The organism is Variovorax sp. GW821-FHT10D07, assembly GCF_059415325.1.
The window spans coordinates 117,267-136,183 of record NZ_JBWKMZ010000014.1 but is presented as its reverse complement, the minus strand read 5'-3'; the positions used below and the strand labels follow the sequence as shown (position 1 = coordinate 136,183).

Sequence of the window (18,917 nt, the reverse complement as noted above, 5' to 3'; positions counted from 1 at the left end):
TTTCCGTTCAAGAGGTTGTGGCCTCGGTCTCGAGCTGCCAGGCGTCGGCGAGCTGTTCTGTCTGTGCGAGGTCGCTGCTTGCGGCGCGCACCGCGTGTGCCAGCGTCGTGACGCTGGGGTGGTCGAACACCACCCCTGGCGCGATCTCCACGCGCAGCAGCCGACGGATGCGCGCGGCCAGCTTGATCACCAGCAGCGAATGGGCGCCCAGTTCGAAGAAGTCCTCGTCCATGCCGATGGACGCGCGGCCGAGCAACTCGGCCATGCCGGCCGCCAGCAGGTGCTCCAGTGCGTCGCGCGGTGCTTGTGCCCCTTCGTGCCGCGCGGCGGCTCCGGCCGACGCAGGCATGGCGGCCGCCAGCGCGAGCCGGTCGACCTTGCCGTTCGCGAGGCGCGGGAAAGTCTCGGCCTCGACGCAGCGCGACGGCACCATGTGCGCCGGCAACAGCGCGGCCAGCCGCTCGCGCAGCCCGCCCACCTTGTCCGCATCGCCGACCACGCAGGCCACCAGCTCCACCCCGCCGGCCGGCACCGCCACGGGCAGCACCACCGCCTGGCGCACGCCTTCCTGCGCGAGCAGCACCGCCTCGATCTCGCCCGGCTCCACGCGGAAGCCGCGCACCTTGAGCTGGTGGTCCGCACGCCCCGCGATGCGCAGCGCACCGCCGGGCAGCACGCATGCCAGGTCGCCCGTGCGGTAGAGCCGCTCGCCCGGGGCGAAGGGGTCGTCGATGAAGGCTTCCGCCGCTAGGCCGCCGAGGTAGCCGCGGCACAGCTGCGCACCGCCGATGTACAGCTCGCCCAGCGCGCCGGTGGGCGCAAGCCGCAGTGCGTGATCGAGCACGCGCACGCGGTTGTTGGCCAGCACCTGCGACAGCGGCAGCTGGTCGGGGAAGGCCGCGCCGGGCTCGAACCGGTGCACCATCACGCCGACGGTGGTCTCGGTCGGGCCATAGTGGTTGTAGACCGTGCAAGCGGGCGGGGGCGCCGCGCGCGCGATGCGCTCCAGCAGCGAGCGCGATGCCGCCTCGCCGCCGAGCACCAGGAGCCGCGGCAGCACCGGGGTCTCGGCCTCGAGCAGTGCCTCCAGGTGCGAGGGGACGATCTTGATCGCATCGATGCGGCGCTCGGCCATGAAGCGGGTGAAGGCGGCTGCGTCCTTCGTCGCCTCGGCGCCGGCCACCACCAGGCACGCGCCGTTGAAGAAGGCGCCGAACAGCGCCGTGTTGCCGAGATCGGCCGCCACGGTGCTGGTGAGCGCCCAGCGGCGGTAGCCGTCGAGTGCCATCGCCGACGAAGCGGCGGCCACGTAGTTGAGCAGTTGCGCCTGTTCGATCACCACGCCCTTGGGCTTGCCGGTGGAGCCCGAGGTGTAGAGCACATAGGCCAGGTCGTGCGGCGCGGCCGGCACGTCGGGCGCCGAGACATCGAAGGCCGACAGGTCGATGTCGCCGGCCATGGCCACGCGCCATGCCGAGGCATCGACATCCTGCACGGGCTCGACCTGCAGCAGCAGCGCGGGCTTGGCGTCGGCCAGCACCGCGGCGCGGCGTGCCGCGGGCCATTCGGGTTCGAGCGGCAGGTAGCCCGCGCCCGCCCGCCATGCCGCGAGCATCGCGACCAGCAGGTCGAGCGACCGCGGCAGCGCCAGCGCGACCAGCCCGCCGCGCTGCACGCCCTGCGTCCGCATCCAGTGCGACATGCGGTTGATGCGAACGTCGAGTGCTGCGTAGCTCAGGCGTTGCTTGCCGTCCTCGATGGCCGGCGCATCAGGCGTCGTCCGCGCCCAGTGCGCAATGCGCTCGGCGACGCCCTGCGTGCCCACGTCGAGTGGCGCGCCGTCCAGGGCGAGCAGGGCCTTGCGTTCATCGCCATCGATGAGCGTCAGGTCCTGCACTGGCGTTACGGGGCTGTCGGCCACGGCCTGCAGCAGCACGAAGAGCTGCTGCAACAGGCGCTCCAGCGCCGGCTCGGCATAGCGGTGCTCGTTGGCATGCAGCACGAACACGGCACGCTGCGCCGACCATTCGACCTCGAGCGCGAGCTCGAAGCAAGCCAGCGGTCCCGGGCGTTGCGCCACTTGCCACGACGCAGGCAGATCGTCGGGCGCGCGCAGCGCGAAGCCGACGGCGAGATGGGCCGCATCGGCCGTTGCATCGAGCACGACGTATTCCTGCGCCTCGACGTGCGTGCGGGCCTGGGCCGCGAAGCACGCCAGCCAGTCGGCAAACGGCTCTTCGGCGCCGATCTCCACTCGCAGCGGCAGCACCTTCTCGTAGACGCCGATGGCGCCCTGCATCACCTCGTAGTCGAGGCGGCAATCGTGCTGCCAGCCGCCGATGAAGCGTGCGAAGCCCGTGAGCCGCGCAAGGAACGCCCACCACGCGGCGTGGAGCAACTCGGACACTTGCACGCCGTGCGATCGGGCCAGCGCATCCAGGCGCGACAGCAGTGCGGCATCGAGCGTGCGCTCGACGACGCGGCGCGCCGGAGCGGCCACATCACTCACATCGCCCTGTCGCGCAGCCAGGCGCGGCGCGGCAAGCGCTTCGCCGCCAGCCAGATAGCCCGCCCAGTAGGCGCGCCCCTTCACTGCGTCTTCCTCGTCGTCGTGCGCGAGCGCATCCCGCCACGCCGCGAACTGGGTGTACTGGAACGGCTCGGCATCGACCGTTCCCTCGTTGCCGCAGGCCTCGGCAATGCGCGCGACCAACGTCGCGAGGCTGGCCGCATCGGCCGCCAGCGGATGGGCGGAAAGCGTCAGCCGGTGATGCGTTGCATCGACACGGTCCAGCCCAATGCGCACCACGCCGCCTTCCTGCGGCTGCATCGACGCATCGACCTGCGCATGGCTGGCGGACAGCGTGGCACGCGGTTGCTGGCGCCATGCGAACGGGTCGGCCGCATCGCGCATCGCCAGGCGCATCGCCTCGTGCGCCTGCAGCACCTCGGCCGTCACGGTACGCAGGCGTGCCTCGTCGAGCGCGCCCTCGATCGCCACCGATACCGCAAGCGGCTGCAGCGCCGCGCCGCGGTGCATCGCGAGCACGGCGCGCTGCTCGGGGCTCAGCGGCAGGGCCGTCTCGAAATTCTCGAACCGGTCTTCCATCGTCATTCGCTCCCCAACGTTTCGGCGGCCAGCAGCGTCGAGCGCTCGAACATCGCGCCCATGGCCACGACAATCTTGCGCGGACCTTCGTACGGATCGCGCGCATGCGCCGCGAGCATGTTGTCGAGCATCACCACATCGCCCTTGCGCCAGTCGAAACGCACCGCGCATTCCTCGTAGGCACGACCCACGATGGCCATGGTCTCGTCGTCGATCGGCGTGCCGTCGCCGTAGCAGACGTGGCGCGGCATGCGCTCGGCGCCGACCAGCGCGAGCAGGTCCTCGCGCACGTCGGCCTCCAGGCAGGCGGAATGGTGCAGCTGCACCTGGTTGAAGAACACGCGCTCGCCGGTCAGCGGATGCTTCATCACCGCGGGGCAATGGGTGCGCGTCTGCAGCGTGTCCTCGTCGAGCCAGCGCCATTCGATGCCGCTGGAGGCCAGCCGGGCTTCGACCTCGGCGCGCTGGTCGGTCTTGAAGAAGTCGCGCCAGCTCACGTCCAGGTGCGGCGTGAAGGTGCGCACATAGGTCAGCGCCTTGCGCTCGAAGGCCTCGACGATCTCCGCCGGCAGGCGCCGCAGCATCTCACGGCAATCGACGATCGGCGTCGCACCGCCCACGCGCGAGGGCAGCTCGCAGTAGAACCACTGCTTGCGCGGCCAGCGGTCCATGTGCGAACTCTCGTTGTGATACAGGATCATCTGCCGCTCGGGGTACGGCGTGGAGCGGTAGGTGCGGCGTCCGCCCTCCTTCTTGGGCAGGTCGCCGTAGCTGCCGTAGAGCTCGGGCTCGACGTTCTCGGCGAAGGCCTCGAAGTCCTGCGGCGTCTCCAGACCGAAGTTGCGGAACAGCAGGCCGCCGTGGCGCGCCAGTGCGTCGTCGACGAAGCCGCGGTTCTCGCGCACCCAGGCGAGCGCGTCGAAGCCGGCGCTCGCGGGTTCGACGACGAGTGGGAACTGGCGCGCATCGGACAGGAACGAGGTCTTGACCTGCGGGCGCGATGCTTCGGCAAGGCCTGCGGTGACAGCAGGGGCAGCCGGCGGCCGAGCCGCGAATTTCTTGAGCTTGTCCAGCTTGCCGAGTTGGGGCGATGGCATCGGATTCATGGGAGATTCCTTGCGAACAGGTGTTGAAAAGAGTTGCTCGACCCGTGCCTCGGGCGAGATGACCAGTTGCCGCAGCAGCGCGCACCAGTCGGCGGCCCAGCGCCGGATCGATTCGCTGCGGTAGACGCCGGTGTCGTAGACCCACTCGGCGGTCCACTCGCGCCGCCCCTCGTGGATGAAAACGGCGATGTCGAATTTCGAATGCCGCACGCGCTGCTGCACGACATCGATGCGCAGCCCCGGGATCTCGAAGTGGCCGGTGGGCGTGTTCTGCATCACGAACAGCATGCGCACCGGCGTGCCCTGCGCGCGGCCGAGGCCGGCCAGCTCGAGGATGCGGTCCAGGGGAACGCCGCCGTGCGCGAGCGCCGATTGCGTGCCCGCATGCACCGCCGCCAGCCAGTCGGTGAAGCGCGCCGCCTCGTCGCGGCGCGAGCGCAGCGGCACCACGTTGACGAAGAAGCCCATGAGCTTCTCGAGCTCGGGGTGGTCGCGTCCCGCGACGTCCGTGCCGACGACGATGTCGTCGGTGCCGGCTTCGCGGTGCACCAACGCGAGAAAGGCGGCCAGCATCACGGTGAAGCGCGAGGTCTTGTTCGCCCGGGCCAGCGGCGCCAGTGCTTCCACCAGCGCGCCTTCGACCGGCACGCGAAGGCTGTCGCCCGCGTGTCCGGCGACGCCCGGCAGCGGCGTGTCCACCGGCAGGCGCGAGCCCTTTGGCGCGTTGTCGAGGTAACGCTGCCAGAAGGTGGCGTCCTGCGCACGGGTGGCCTCGAGCATGCGCGCGTGCCAGACCGCGTAGTCGGCGTACTGCACGCGCAACGGCGGCAGCGTCGAGGGAAGGTCGGCGCGCAGCGCCTCGTAGGCGGCCACGAATTCGCGCGCGAAGATCGCACCCGACCAGCCGTCGAAGGCGATGTGGTGCACGCACAAGAGCAGCGCATGGCGTCCCGGGCCCAGGTGCAACAGCGAGGCGCGCAGCGGCGCGGCATTTGCCAGGTCGAAAGACTGGGCGGCCATCGCCTCCAGTGCCGTATCGATGCGGGCGGCTTCGGCGTCGGGTGCCACAGGCGAGAGATCGACCCACGGCAGATCGAAGGCCGCCACCGGTGCGATCGTCGCGACCGGTTCGCCGTCGTCGTTCTCGGGGTAGGCCATGCGCAGCACCTCGTGGCGCGACACCAGCATCTCGAGCGCGCGGCGCAAGACGGCCGGATCGAGCGGCCCTTGGAAGCGCAGCGCGGTCGCCATGTTGTAGCCAGTGCGCGCGGCAGTGCCCGACAACCTGTCGACAAGCCACAGGCGGTGCTGCATCGGCGACAGGTGCATCTGCCCGACGCGTGCCACCGGCATCAAAGTCGGCAGCGACGCGCCCGCTCCCACGGGCGCAAGGCGCGTGGCCATGTCGCGCAGCACCGGATGGTCGAACACCTCGCGCAGCGGCAGTTGCAGCCCCGCCCCTGCGCGCAGGCGCGAGACCAGTTGGGCAGCCATCAGCGAGTGACCGCCCAGCTCAAAGAAGTTCGCCTCGCGGCTCACCTCCACCGTGCCCAGCAGTTCGCTCCAGATGCGCGCCAGCGCCTCTTCGAGCGCACCGCTCGGCGGTACGTGCGTGCCGGCATCGGCGGCCTGGATCGGCGGCAGCGCCTTGCGGTCGATCTTGCCGTTCGCATTGAGCGGCAGCGCCGGCAGCTTCATCAGCAGCGACGGCACCATGTACTCGGGCAGCGTGCGGCCGAGCCATTCGCGCAGCGCCTGTGCATCGGCCTCCTGGCCGTCGCCTTGCACAGTGCGCAACGAGACATACGCCGCGAGCCGTGCGCCGCCGGCCGCCTGCTGCATCACCACCACCGCTTCGCGCACCTGCGGATGTGCGAGCAGCTGCGCCTCGATCTCGCCGAGTTCGATGCGAAAGCCGCGGATCTTCACCTGATGATCGAGGCGGCCGAGATAGTCGAGCTGGCCCTGGCTGTTCCAGCGCACGAGGTCGCCGGTGCGGTACAGGCGCCCGCCGCCGGTCGCGTCGAAGGGGTCGGCCACGAAGCGCTCCGAGGTCAGCCCCGGTCGCTTCGCATAGCCGCGCGCGAGCCCGATGCCGCCCAGGTACAACTCGCCCGCCACGCCCGGCGGCACGAGGTTGAGCGACGCATCGAGCACATGGGTCTGGATGCCGGAAATGGGCTGCCCGATCGCGACCTGGCTGCGGCCGTCGTCGCGGCAGGTCCAGTGGGTCACGTCGACGGCCGCCTCGGTCGGGCCGTAGAGGTTGTGCAGCTTCGCCTGCGGAAGGCGCCTCAGCACCTCGTTCTGCGCCTCGGCGGGCAGCGCCTCGCCGCTGCACACGATGCGGCGCAGGCTGGTGCAGCTTTCCACATCGGGCTGCGTGAGGAAGGCCTGCAGCATCGAGGGCACGAAATGCAACGTGCTCACGCCGTGCCGGCGAATCAGCTCGACCAGTCGGGCCGGATCGCGGTGGTCACCCGGCGCCGCCACGGCCAGCCGAGCGCCGACCATCAACGGCCAGAAAAATTCCCACACGGAGACGTCGAAGCTGAACGGCGTCTTCTGCAGCACCGTGTCGCCGGGGCCGAGGCCATAGGCCTGCTGCATCCAGGCGAGCCGGCTGTGCAGCGCGCGATGCCGGTTGGCCGCGCCCTTGGGCTTGCCGGTGGAGCCCGAGGTGTAGATCACGTAGGCGAGGTTCTCCGCGTCCAGCGCCACGGCCGGGTCGCTGTCGGGGGCGTCGGCCGTGTCGGCGGCATCGATGGCCAGCACCGCCACGCCAGCGTCGGCGGGCAGCCGGTCGCGCAGGCGCTCCTGCGTGAGCACGAGCGCGAGCCCGCTGTCTTGCACCATGTGGGCGACACGGTCGGCCGGATGCTCCGGGTCGATGGGCACGTAGGCTCCGCCCGCCTTCATGACCGCGAGCAGCGCGATCACCAGTTCGTTGCTGCGTTCCAGCGCCACGCCGACCAGGCTTTCGGGCCGCACGCCGCGGGCGATGAGCCGGTGCGCGAGGCGGTTGGCGCGGCGTTCGAGTTCCGCGTAGCTCAGTGTTTCGTCGCCGAAGACCAGCGCCTCGGCATCCGGGTGCGCGGCCGCCTGGCGTGCGATGAGGTGGTGCACCGGCTCGGCCTCGCCATGGCTGTGCGTGTTGACGCCCCATGCCGCGAGCTGCGCATGCTCCGCATCGTCGAGCAGCGCGAGCGCACCCAGCGCCTGGCGCGGGTCGGTGGCCAGTGCGACGAGCACGCGGTGGTAGTGGCGCGCCAGCCGCGCCATGGTGGCAGGCTCGAAGAGTTCGGCCGCGTAGCGGAAGGCGGCGCGGATGCTGCCGTCCTCGCGTTCGATGGTTTCCAGCGTGAGCTCGAAGGGCGCGGCGCGCTCCTCCAGGTCGATGCGCCGGACCGCCAGCCGAGGCCAGCCGCGCAGCGGGCGGTCGCCCTCGCCGAGGTGGTTGAACATGACCTGGAACAGCGGCGCGCCCGCATGGCCGCCGTCGGCGCGCAGCGCCTGCACCAGCCGCTCGTAGGGCAGTTCCTGGTTCGCCTGCGCCTCGAAGGCGGTATCGCGCACCTGCGCGAGCAGATCGGCCAGGGGCATGCGCGCGTTCAGGCGCGCATCCATCACCACGGTGTTGATGAAGGCGCCGACGACGCCCGCGGTTTCAGGACGGCTGCGGCCCGCGACCGGCACGCCGATGCGGATCTCCTCCTGCCCGGTGTAGCGGAAAAGCACCGCATGGAAGGCCGCGAGCAGCACCATGAAGAGCGTGCCGCCCTGCGTGCGCGCCTGCTGCCGGAGTTCGCGCGCGAGCGGCGAGGGCACGTCGAGCGCATGCTGAACCGCGCTGTAGCCGGACTGGCCCGAGCGCGGGCGGTCGGTCGCGAGGTCGAGCACCGGCTGGCTGCCGCCGAGCCGCTGGCGCCAATAGGCCAGTTGCCGCGTGCCCTCTTCCCCTTCGAGCCACCGGTGCTGCCAGCGCGCGAAGTCGATGTAACGAATCTCGGGCCCGGCCTGCGCCGCGTCCTCCGGGTCAGCGGCACCGTCGACCTGCTGCGCATAGAGCCGCGCCAGCTCGTCGAGGATGAGCTCGACGGTCCACGCATCGGAGACGATGTGGTGCAGCATCAGCAGCAACTGGTGCTCGCCCTCTTCCATCTTCAGCAGCGCGCCGCGCAGCAGCGGGCCGGTCGTCAGGTCGAAGGGTGTGCGGCAGACCTGGAGCACCGCTTCGCGATGGCGCACCGCGCGGGTCGTCGCATCGAGCGTGCTCAGGTCGGCAAAGGGAATGTCGACGCGCGCTGCGGGGTCGATGCGCTGCTCGGGCAGGCCTTCCGCGCCGGCGCCGAACACGGTGCGCAGGCTGTCGTGGCGCTGCACCAGGCGATGCACCGCTTCCTGGAGTGCAGCCACGTCCAGCGAACCCGAGAAGCCGAGTCCGCCGCCGACGTGATACGCCGTGTTGCCGGCATCGAGCTGCCAGAGGAACCATTGGCCCTGCTGCATGAAGGAGACCGGTGCGGCGCTACCGTCGTCGGTGCTCTTCGCGATGCCTTCGCGCGAAGGACGCGGTGCGGTGCCGGCCGTCTCGACGGCATCGTTGCCGTCTCCGCGCTTCAGGCGGCGCTGCAGCAGGCTCAGTTGCGCCGGCGTCAGTTTGGCGCGGCGCGCGGTGATGTCGTTGCCCTGGCTCATGATGGAAAACTCGCAGTGCTGCGGTCGAGGCGATCGCCGTCCCGGCCCTTTTCGCCTGTCTCGCCGGCTTCGTCGCCGAGGCCGGCCGCTTCGATGTCCTCGATCAGCCGCAGCTCGACCAGTGCAGCCAACTCGGCGACGGTGGGCGCCTTGAAGAAGGCGGCGGGCGCCAGGTCCACGCCGTAGGCCTTGCGCACCTTCGACAGCAGGCGGATGGCGAGCAGGGAATCGCCGCCCAGTTCGAACAGGTTGTCGTTCACGCCCACGGGCGCGATGCCGAGCGCCTCGGTCCACAGTTCGGCGAGCCCCTCTTCGAGATCGCCTTCGGGTGCGACGAAAGCCGTCTGCAGCACGGGGCGCGGATGGCCGGCGCGCGCGGGCGCGGCGGCCTCGGGCTCGTCGTCCATCGCATCCAGCAGGCCGCGAAGCGGGCGCAGGCGCGGCGCGAGCGGCGATGCGGACACCACGACCTGCGGCAGGTCGGGCCCGTTGACGATGCGCTCGAAGGCCAGCACGCCGGCGCGCTCGTCCAGGCCCATGCCGTCGGGCATGTCCTTGCCGGCCGCGGCGCCCACGTCGCGCCAGGCGTCCCAGTTGACCGAAAACACCGGCAGCGCCGACGAACGGCGGTGCGCGCTCGCGAAGGCGTCGAGGTAGTCGTTGGCCGCGGCGTAGTCGCTGAGGCCGAGGCCGCCAAGCAGCGTCGCGATCGAGGAGCAGAAGAGCACGAAATCCAACGGCTCCGAAGTCACCGCGTCGAGCAGCGCGCGCGTGCCCGCCACCTTGGGTGCGAATGCCGCTTCGACCTGCGCCTGCGTTCGTTGCGAGACCATGCCGTGCTCGGGTTCGATGACGGCGTGGACGACGCCGTTCACCGCGCCGAAGCGCGCATGCGCCGCCGCCAATGCGCTGCGCAGTTGGGCGGGGTCGGTCACATCGGCGGCCACGGTCAGCACCTCGATGCCGGCCGTCTCCAGCTCGATGAGTTGCTGCAGCCGGCGGCGCAGCGCCAGTGGCTGGTCGGCTGCTTCTGCAAGGCGCGCCCATTCGCTGCGCTCGGGCACGGACGTGCGGCCCAGCAGCACCAGCCTGGCCTGCCAGGCCTTGCCGAGGTGGCGCGCGAGCGCGAGGCCCACGCCGCCGAGGCCGCCGGTGATGAGATACACGCCGCCCTTGCGCAGGCGCTGCACGCCCGGCGTATCCGCCGGGAGCGCTTCGTAGCCCTTGGTCCAGCGGTGCGGACCGCGGTAGGCGATGACGGCTTCGTCGTGCGATGCCGCCGCCTCTTCGACCACGCGACGTGCGAGTTCGCTCTCGGCCGCGCTCTCGGGCGCCGGCAGCACCACATCCACGATGCGGCAGGCGATCGACGGCGACTCCTGGCCCAGCACCTTGGCCAAGCCGCGCAGCGTGGCTTTCTCGGGCGAAAGGGCCTCGGTGCCGGCAACGTCCTCGATGCCATCGGCGATCACGGTCAGCGCCAGCGGTGCGCGTTGCGATCCGCCGGCGTCGTCGAGCGCCTGGGCCAGTGCGAGCAGGCTGAAGTAGCCGCGCTCGAAGACCTCGGCCTGCGAGGCGGCGGGGCGCCCCGCGTCGAGGCTCCACAGATGGAACACCTGCGTCACCGCACCGGCCTCGGCTTCGGCCTCACGCAGAAGCCGCGCATGGTCGGCGCGCTCGGCGGGCCGTAGCGTGTACTGCAGCGCGGCGGTGCGCGCAAAGGCCTTGCCGCGCAACGCGACGACCACCGGCACGCCCTGCCCACGCAGCGTGCGTGCGAGCCGGTCGGTGAAACTGCTGGCATCGCCGAGGATCAGCGTGCAGCCCGTGCGGGCCACCGTGGGCTGCTCGGCGCGCGGCGGCAGTGCCGTGCGTTTCCACGCGGGCACGTAGAAAGGACTAGTGGGCCCGGCTTGCGCAGGCTGCTGCGAGGCTGCCGCGAGATCGACCCAGAACCGCTGGCGCCGGAAGGCATAGGTCGGCAAAGGCACGCGGCACCGGCTCTCGCCGTTGCGGCAGGCCGCCCAGTCGATGTCCACGCCCACGGTCCACAAGCCCGCCACCGCGTTCGCCAGCTGCGGTGCATTGCGCGCGAGCTGCTGCGGATGGGCCTGGCTAGCCCAGATGCCCGCGGCCGAAGTGCAATCGGCGTGCAGCCGAGCGAGACCGGTGAGCGTCTCGCCCGGACCGACTTCGAGCACCGCGCGGCCGGGCGTCGCGAAGATCTCTCGCAGGCCCTCGGCGAAGCGCACTGCGCTACGCAGATGCCGCCCCCAGTAAGCGGGGTCGGTGGCTTCCTTCGCCGTGATCGGCTTGCCCGAAGCATTGGAGAGAAATGGAATGGCGGGTGCGCTCCTCGGCACCGCGGCCACGACGCGCTCCAGCTCCGCGACCACCGGATCGACGAGACGCGAATGGAAGGCAATGGACACGTGCAGGCGGCGCGGCACATGCTGCTTCGCGCGCAGCGCCTCCTCGACGCGCTCGATCGCATCCACCGGACCGGAGAGCACACAGAGCGCCTCGCCGTTCACGGCGGCAAGATCGCAGCCCATGGCGAGCCAAGGCGCCAGCTCCTTTTCGGAAAGCGACACGGCGGTCATCGCGCCCGACACCACCGTCTGCAGCAGGCGACCGCGCGCGGCCACGATGCGCAGTGCGTCCTGGAGCGAGAACACGCCGGCCAGGCAGGCCGCAACGTATTCGCCGAGGCTGTGGCCGAGCATCAGCGCGGGCTTGACGCCGCAGTGCATCCACCAGCGCGCCATCGCGTAGCCGACGACGAAGAGCGCGGGTTGCGCGAACTCGACGCGCAGCAGGCGCTCGTTGGCGGCCGACTCCCCGCCTGCCGGCGGAAACAGCAATGGCTGCAAGTCGACGCCGCTGTCCTTGCGCAGCAGCACGAAACAGCGGTCCATCTCCTCGCGGAACACGGTGCTCTCGCGATAGAGGTCTGCGCCCATGAGCGCATGCTGCGTGCCGCTGCCGGGAAACAGGAACACGACTTCGGGCGTCGTGGTCACGGGCTTCAGCGCGAGCGCGGGAGGTGCGGCGAGCATCTCGGCGGCCATCGCGGGCTGGTTCGCGACCACTGCGCTGCGCCATGCGAAGGGTTTACGTCCTTCCTGAAGCGTGAAGGCGACGTCCGCCAGCGACTGCTCTTCGCCGGATTCGCGCAGATGCAAGGCCAGGCGCTCGCGGCCTTCCTTGAGCGCGCCTGCGTCCTTGGCCGACAACGGCAGTACCTGCCACGGCGATGCCTTGCCTTGCGCGGAGCGCACGCGCGGTGCCTCTTCGAGCACCACGTGCACATTGGTCCCGCCGATGCCGAACGAGCTCACACCCGCACGGCGCGGTGTGCGGCCTTCGGCCCAGGGCTGGCGCTGCGCGTTCACATAGAACGGGCTGCTCGCGAAATCGATCTGCGGGTTGGGCTTCTTGAAATGCAGGCTGGGCGGCAGCACGCCGTGCTTGAGCGCCATCGTGGCCTTGATGAGCCCCGCCACGCCGGCCGCCGCATCGAGGTGGCCGATGTTGGTCTTGACCGAACCGACGGCGCAGAAGCCGCGCCGCTCGGTGTCGGCGCGGAAGGCCTGGGTCAGCGCGGCGATCTCGATCGGGTCGCCGAGCGTGGTGCCGGTGCCGTGGGTCTCTACATAGCCGATGGTGTCGGCCGACACGCCCGCGATCAATTGCGCCGCGCGGATCACCTCGGCCTGGCCGTCCACGCTGGGCGCGGTGAAGCCGACCTTGGCCGAGCCGTCGTTGTTGGCCGCGGTGCCCTTGATGACCGCATGGATGGTGTCGCCGTCGCGCAGCGCCTCGTCGAGCCGCTTGAGCACGACCACGCCCGCGCCGCTGCCGATCACCGTGCCGGCGGCATCGGCGTCGAAGGCGCGGCAGTGGCCGTCGGGCGAGAGGATGGCGCCGGCCTGCCAGCGGTAGCCGCCTTCCTGCAGCAGGTCGAGCCACACGCCGCCCGCGAGCGCCATGTCGCAGTCGTGCGCCAGCAGAGCCTGGCAGGCGGTGTGCACCGCCGTCAGCGAGGTCGAGCAGGCGGTCTGCACGCTCACGGCCGGGCCGCGCAGGTCGAGCTTGTAGGCCACGCGCGTGCACAGCGAACCGCCCGAGTTGCCGCTCATCAGGCCCAGCAGGTCGGCGATGCCGCTGTGCGCGCCAAGGCCGAACGAGGGCAGCAGGTTGCGGATCAGGTAGACGTTGGCGCCCTCGCCCGCGTACACGCCGACCTTGCCCTGCCAGCGCGCGGGATCGCAGCCCGCGTGCTCGAGCGAGGACCAGGCGCATTCGAGAAAGACGCGCTGCTGCGGATCGAGGGTCTCGGCCTCGCGCGGCGCGTAGCCGAAGAAGGCGGCGTCGAACTGGTCGAAGCCCTCGAAGCGCACGCCGGCCTTGACGTAGCCGGGCTCCTCGAGCACCGACTGCGGCACGCCCTGCGCGCGCAGCTCCTCGTCGGAGAAGCGCTGGATCGACTCCACGCCGTCGCGGATGTTGCGCCAGAAGGCATCGACATCGTCGGCGCCGGGAAAGCGCCCGGCCATGCCGACGATGGCGATCTCCAGGCCGGTGGGTTCGCCGGGAACGGCGTCGAAGGACTCGGGCGTGGACATCAGTGGACTCTCTCTGCGGCCTTGCGGCGTTGAAGCATGGCGGCGCGCTGGCGCAGCGCGCGTTCGTCGATGGCGGCCGACGCGGCGGCGGCCTCGGCACGGCCGCCGCCCTGCTCGATGGCACGCGCCAGCGACTCGACGGTCGGGTGTTTGAACAGCTGGACCAGCGGCAGCTCGATGCGCAGCCGGTCCTGCAGCAGGCGGTGCGCGCGAATCAGCAGCAGCGAATGGCCGCCGAGGTCGAAGAAGTTGTCGTGCTGGCCGACCTGCGGCACCTGCAGCAGCTCGGACCAGATGGCCGCGAGCGTGCGCGCCACCTCGCCCTGCGGCGCCTCGTAGGCGCGCGCGCCCGCCAGGCCGTCGGGCTCGGGCAGCGCCTTGCGGTCGACCTTTCCGTTGGCGTTGAGCGGCAGCGCATCGAGCACGACGATGGCGCGCGGCACCATGTAGTCGGGCAGCGACTGGCCCAGGCGCTCGCGCAGCACGGCGGTGTCGACGGGTGCGTCGCCACGCGGCGAGACATAGCCGACCAGCGTGGCACCGGCCGGGCCCTCCTTCGCGACCACCACCGATTCGCGAACCTCGGGCTGGGCCGCGAGCTGGGCCTCGATCTCGCCGAGCTCGATGCGCAGGCCGCGGATCTTGACCTGGTGGTCGATGCGGCCCAGATACTCGATCTGGCCTTCGGCGTTCCAGCGCACCAGGTCGCCGGTGCGGTAGAGCCGGCCGCCAGCGCCGAAGGGATCGGCCACGAAGCGCTCGGCACTGAGGCCGGCGCGGTTCAGGTAGCCGCGCGCGAGGTTGACGCCGCCGAGGTAGAGCTCGCCGGCCACGCCGCGCGGCACGCGGTGGAGTTCGGCGTCGAGCACCCAGGCCTGGGTGTCGCTGATCGGGCGGCCGATCGGCACCAGGCTTTCGCCGTCGTCGCGGCAGGTCCACTGCGTGACGTGGATGGTGGTCTCGGTCGGGCCGTAGAGGTTCTGCAGCGAGGCGCCGGCCAGGCGCTGCAGCGCCTCCTTCTGCGTCTCGGCCGGCATCGCCTCGCCGCCGCAGATGATGTAGCGCAGCCGCGTGCGCGACTCGATGCCCGGATGCGCGAGGAAGGCCTGCAGCATCGAGGGCACGAAGTTCAGCGTGGTGACCTGGTGGCGCTCGATCAGCTGCACCAGCCGTTCGGGATCGCGGTGGTCGCCGGGGTTGGCGACCACCAGCCGTGCGCCGGCGGTCATCGGCCAGAACATCTCCCACACCGACACGTCGAAGCCGAACGGCGCCTTGTGCAGCACGGTGTCGTCGCGCGAGAGCACGTAGACCCGCTGCATCCAGGCCATGCAGCTGTGCAGCGCGTCGTGCCGCACGGCCGCGCCCTTGGGCTTGCCGGTGGAGCCCGAGGTGTAGATCACGTAGGCGAGGTTCTCGCCGTGCAGCGCGACCTCGGGATCGGACTCGGGCTCGCTGCCGAGGTCGAGGCTGTCGATCTCGAGCACCCGGAGCCCGCCGCGCGCGGCGATGCAGTCGCGCGTGGCGCGGTGGGTGAGCAGGAGGTCGATGCCGCTGTCGTCCACCATGTAGGCCAGACGCTGCGCCGGGTATTCGGGGTCGAGCGGCAGGTAGGCGCCGCCGGCCTTGAGGATGGCGAGCAGGCCGACGACCAGCTCGACGCTGCGCTCCATCACGATGCCCACGCGCGCATCGGGCCGCACGCCGAGCGCGACCAGGCGGTGCGCGAGACGGTTGGCGCGGCGGTTGAGCTCGGCGAAGCTCAGGGCCTCGTCGGCGAACAGCAAGGCGATGGCCGCGGGCTGCTGCCGCGCATGGCGCGCGATGGCGCGGTGCACCGGCTCGGCGCCGGGCTCGTGCGTCCCATCGACGCTCCAGCGCGCGATCTCGGCCTGCTCGCTCGCCGCCAGCAGCGCGACATCGCCGACCGCGCGCGTGGCATCGCCCGCCACGGCCTCGAGCACCGCGAGGTAGTGGCCGGCCATGCGCTCGATGGTGTCGGCGTCGAACAGCTCCACCGCGTAGATCAGGTCGAGCCGCAGCGGACCTCCCACGCGCTCGCGCACTTCGAGCACGAGTTCGAACTGGGCCTCGAGGTCGGGCAGCGCGTGGTCCTCGGCGTCGAGGCCGCCGAGCTGGCGCAGCGCGCCGCGGTCCTCGAGCAGGTGGTTGAACATCACCTGCACCAGCGGGCTGTGGCTCATGCTGCGCTCGGGCTGCAGCAGCTGCACGAGCTGCTCGAACGGCAGGTCCTGGTGCGCCTGCGCGCCGAGTACCGCTTCGCGCGCCTGCGCGAGCACGCCCGCCAGCGGCGTGCGGCCGTCGATGCGGTTGCGCAGCACCAGCGTGTTGACAAACAGGCCGATGATCCGCTCGAACTCGGGCCGGCCGCGGTTGGCGATGGCGGCGCCGACACGGATGTCCTGCTGGCCGGTGTAGCGGTGCAGCAGTGCCTGCAGCCCCGCCAGCAGCACGATGAACAGCGTGGCGCCTTCGGCCTGGGCCAGCGCGCGCAGCTTCGCGAGCAGCGCCGCGGGCAGCTCGAAGCCGTGGCGCGCGGCGCGGTAGCTCGCGCGCGGCTGGCGCGGGCGGTCGGTACGCAGCTCGAGCACCGGGTGCTCATGGCCCAGCTGCGCGCGCCACCAGGCGGCCTGGCGCTCCGCCTCGCCGGCCGCGAGCCAGTCGCGCTGCCAGGCGGCGTAGTCGGCGTATTGCAGCGCGGGCGCGGCGATACCGGCCGCGTGGCCTTGCAGGCGCGCGGCATAGCCCGTGGCCAGTTCCTCGAGCAGCACCTGCATCGAGGCACCGTCGGAGACGATGTGGTGCATGGCGACCACCAGCAGCTGGACCTCGTCGGCGGTGCGCAGCAGCGCGACGCGCAGCAGGCCGCCCTGCGTGAGATCGAAGGGAGTGGCCTTGATGCGGCGTGCTTCCTCGGCCAGCCTGGCCGCGCGCGTGTCGGCGGGCTGCGTGCGCAGGTCGACGATCTCGACGCTTGCTTCGGAGGTTTCTTGAACCCATTGCATCGGCACGCCGTCCGTGCCCGCGCGGAACACGGTGCGCAGCGACTCGTGGCGCGCGACCAGGTCGCCGAGCGCGGCGCGCAATGCATCGGCATCGAGTGCGCCGCGCAGCTGCATCGCACCGCTCATGTGATAGGCCGCGCTTCGCGGGTCGAGCTGCCACAGGAACCATTGGCGCTCCTGCGCATGCGACAGCGGCAGGCCCTGCCCGCGCTGCGCCGCGGTGAGCACGGCGACGGGCATGGGACGCTCTCGCCGGCCCTCGGCCCGCAGCCGGTGCACGGCGGCCGCGCATTCGTGCAGGCGCGGCTGCTCGAACAGCAGCCGCACGGGGAAGTCGATCTCCCACTGCGAGGCGATGCGCGCCGCGGCCTGCGTGGCGGTCAGCGAATTGCCGCCGCGCGCGAAGAAGTGCGCGTCGCGCGGCAGCGCGGGCGCATCGGCCAGGCGCAGCACCTCGCGCCAGATCGCATCGAGGGCGCGCTCGGTCTCGTCGAGCGCGGCTTCGACCGTCACGTCGGAAGCAGGGCCGCCCTTCACGAAGCGACCGCGCTCGTGGATTGCGTAGGCGTCGGCGCTGCGATCGAGCCAGCCCGCGCGGCAGGCGCTGCGCTGCAGCTTGCCGCTGGTGGTCTTGGGCATGCCGCCCGGATTGAGCAGCACCACGGCAGACAGCAGCTCGCCGAACACCTCGCTGACCGCGGCGCTCAGCGCCTCGACCAGCACCTGCGGCGGCACCAGCTTCTGCATGCTGCGCGAGATCTCGGCGGCCGCGCCGATGCCCTCGCCGTCGGGACCGTGGGCCGCGAAGACCGCGACGCGGCCCTTGCGCACCGCCTCGACCTCGGCCTCGATCACACGCTCGATGTCCTGCGGATAGATGTTGTGGCCGCGCACGATGATCAGGTCCTTGATGCGGCCCGTGACGTAGAGCTGGCCGTCATGGAAGAAGCCGAGGTCGCCGGTGCGCAGCCAGCGCAGGCCGTCGCGCTCGACGAAGGTCTCGCTCGAGGCGCGTTCGTTGCCCCAGTAGCCCGCGCCGATGCTCGCGCCGGCGATGCAGATCTCGCCGATGGCGCCGCCCTCGAGCACCGCCTGCGTGGCGGGATCGACGATCTCCACGCGATGCTCGACCGCCACGCCGCCGCAGCCGACCAGCACCATGCCGTCCTCGCCCGGGAGGCTCGGCGTGCCCTGCCCCCCGGCCAGGCCCGCGCTCGAGAACGCGCGCGCGACCATGCCGTCGCCGCGCCGTCCGCCGGTGACATAGAGCGTGGCCTCGGCCAGCCCGTAGCAGGGATAGGCCGCGCCGGCATCGAAGCCGGCGGCGGCGAAGCGCTCGATGAAGGCGGCCTCGGTGTCGGCGCGCACCGGCTCGGCGCCGGTGTAGGCCACGCGCCAGCTCGACAGGTCGAGCGTGGCGAGCTGCGCGTCCTTCACGCGCTCCAGGCACAGGCGGAACGAGAAGTCGGGACCGCCGCTGAGCGTGGCGCGGTGGCGCGAGATCAACTCGAGCCAGCGCATCGGCCGCTCGAGGAAGTGGCGCGGCGAGGTCAGCACCAGCGGGATGCCGCTGTAGAGCGGCTGCAGCAGGCCGCCGATCAGGCCCATATCGTGATAGAGCGGCGCCCACGAGACGAACTTGTCGTCGGGCCCGATGCCCATGCCGACCTGGATCGCATGCTCGTTGGCCATCAGGTTGCCGTGCGTGACGATCACGCCCTTGGGCGCCGAGGTCGAGCCCGAGGTGTACTGCAGGAAGGCGATGTCGTCGTCGGCCGGATCGAAGGGCCGCCAGGCCTCGGCCAGCGCGTCGTCGACCGCGTCGACGGCGAGGATCGCGGCACCGGCGAACTGTGTTGGCGACGTGGCAGCGATGGCGGCCTCGAGCGCCGCGGTGGTCAGCACGCAGCGCGCGCCGCAGTCGGCGGCCACGCCCGCGAGCCGCGCCAGGTGCTGGGGCCGGGCCGACTCGGGCGGGAAGATCGGCACCGCGATCACGCCTGCGTAGAAGCAGGCCAGCATGGCGATCGCGTAATGCTCGCCGTTGTCGAGCATGACCAGCGCGCGGTCGCCTTTGGACAGATCGCGCTGCAGCCGCGCGGCGAGCGCGCGCACGCGGCGCTCGAACTCGGCGTAGCTGAAGGCCTGCTCGCGATGGACGCCAGCGATCTCGTCGACGACGGTGAGCCAGACATCGTCGGCACGATGCTGCGCCAGTGCGCGCAGATGGACCACGAAATTGCGCGGCCTGCCTTGCGCGGGCCGTGCGGATGCGGATGCCGGCGCCACTGCCTTGCTTGTCATTTCTCTAGCCTCCAGACGATCGAAAAGCGGCATCGGGGCCGCGTCA

General features: G+C 71.3%; 4 protein-coding genes. All 4 read right to left on the bottom strand.

Features of this window, described 5'->3' with window-relative positions; genetic code table 11:
* Window positions 1-7 precede the first annotated feature (7 nt).
* Genes AC07PU_RS32620 through AC07PU_RS32605 form a run of 4 tightly spaced genes read right to left on the bottom strand, consistent with a single transcriptional unit; the run spans window position 8 to window position 18,871 of the window.
* Window positions 8-3,109, bottom strand: coding sequence for a non-ribosomal peptide synthetase (locus tag AC07PU_RS32620; protein ID WP_495322434.1), 3,102 nt, complete (start codon window positions 3,107-3,109; stop codon window positions 8-10).
* 2 nt (window positions 3,110-3,111) lie between these two features.
* The gene (locus AC07PU_RS32615) at window positions 3,112-8,913 is read right to left on the bottom strand and encodes an amino acid adenylation domain-containing protein (protein WP_495322433.1); all 5,802 of its coding nucleotides are present in this window, start codon (window positions 8,911-8,913) and stop codon (window positions 3,112-3,114) included.
* Complete coding sequence (locus AC07PU_RS32610; protein ID WP_495322432.1) at window positions 8,910-13,541, bottom strand: type I polyketide synthase; 4,632 nt, start codon at window positions 13,539-13,541, stop codon at window positions 8,910-8,912. Before AC07PU_RS32610 ends, AC07PU_RS32615 begins: the two co-directional genes overlap by 4 nt.
* Entirely contained in the window at window positions 13,541-18,871 is a 5,331-nt protein-coding gene (locus AC07PU_RS32605; RefSeq protein ID WP_495322431.1) for an amino acid adenylation domain-containing protein, read from the bottom strand. Before AC07PU_RS32605 ends, AC07PU_RS32610 begins: the two co-directional genes overlap by 1 nt.
* Window positions 18,872-18,917 lie beyond the last annotated feature (46 nt).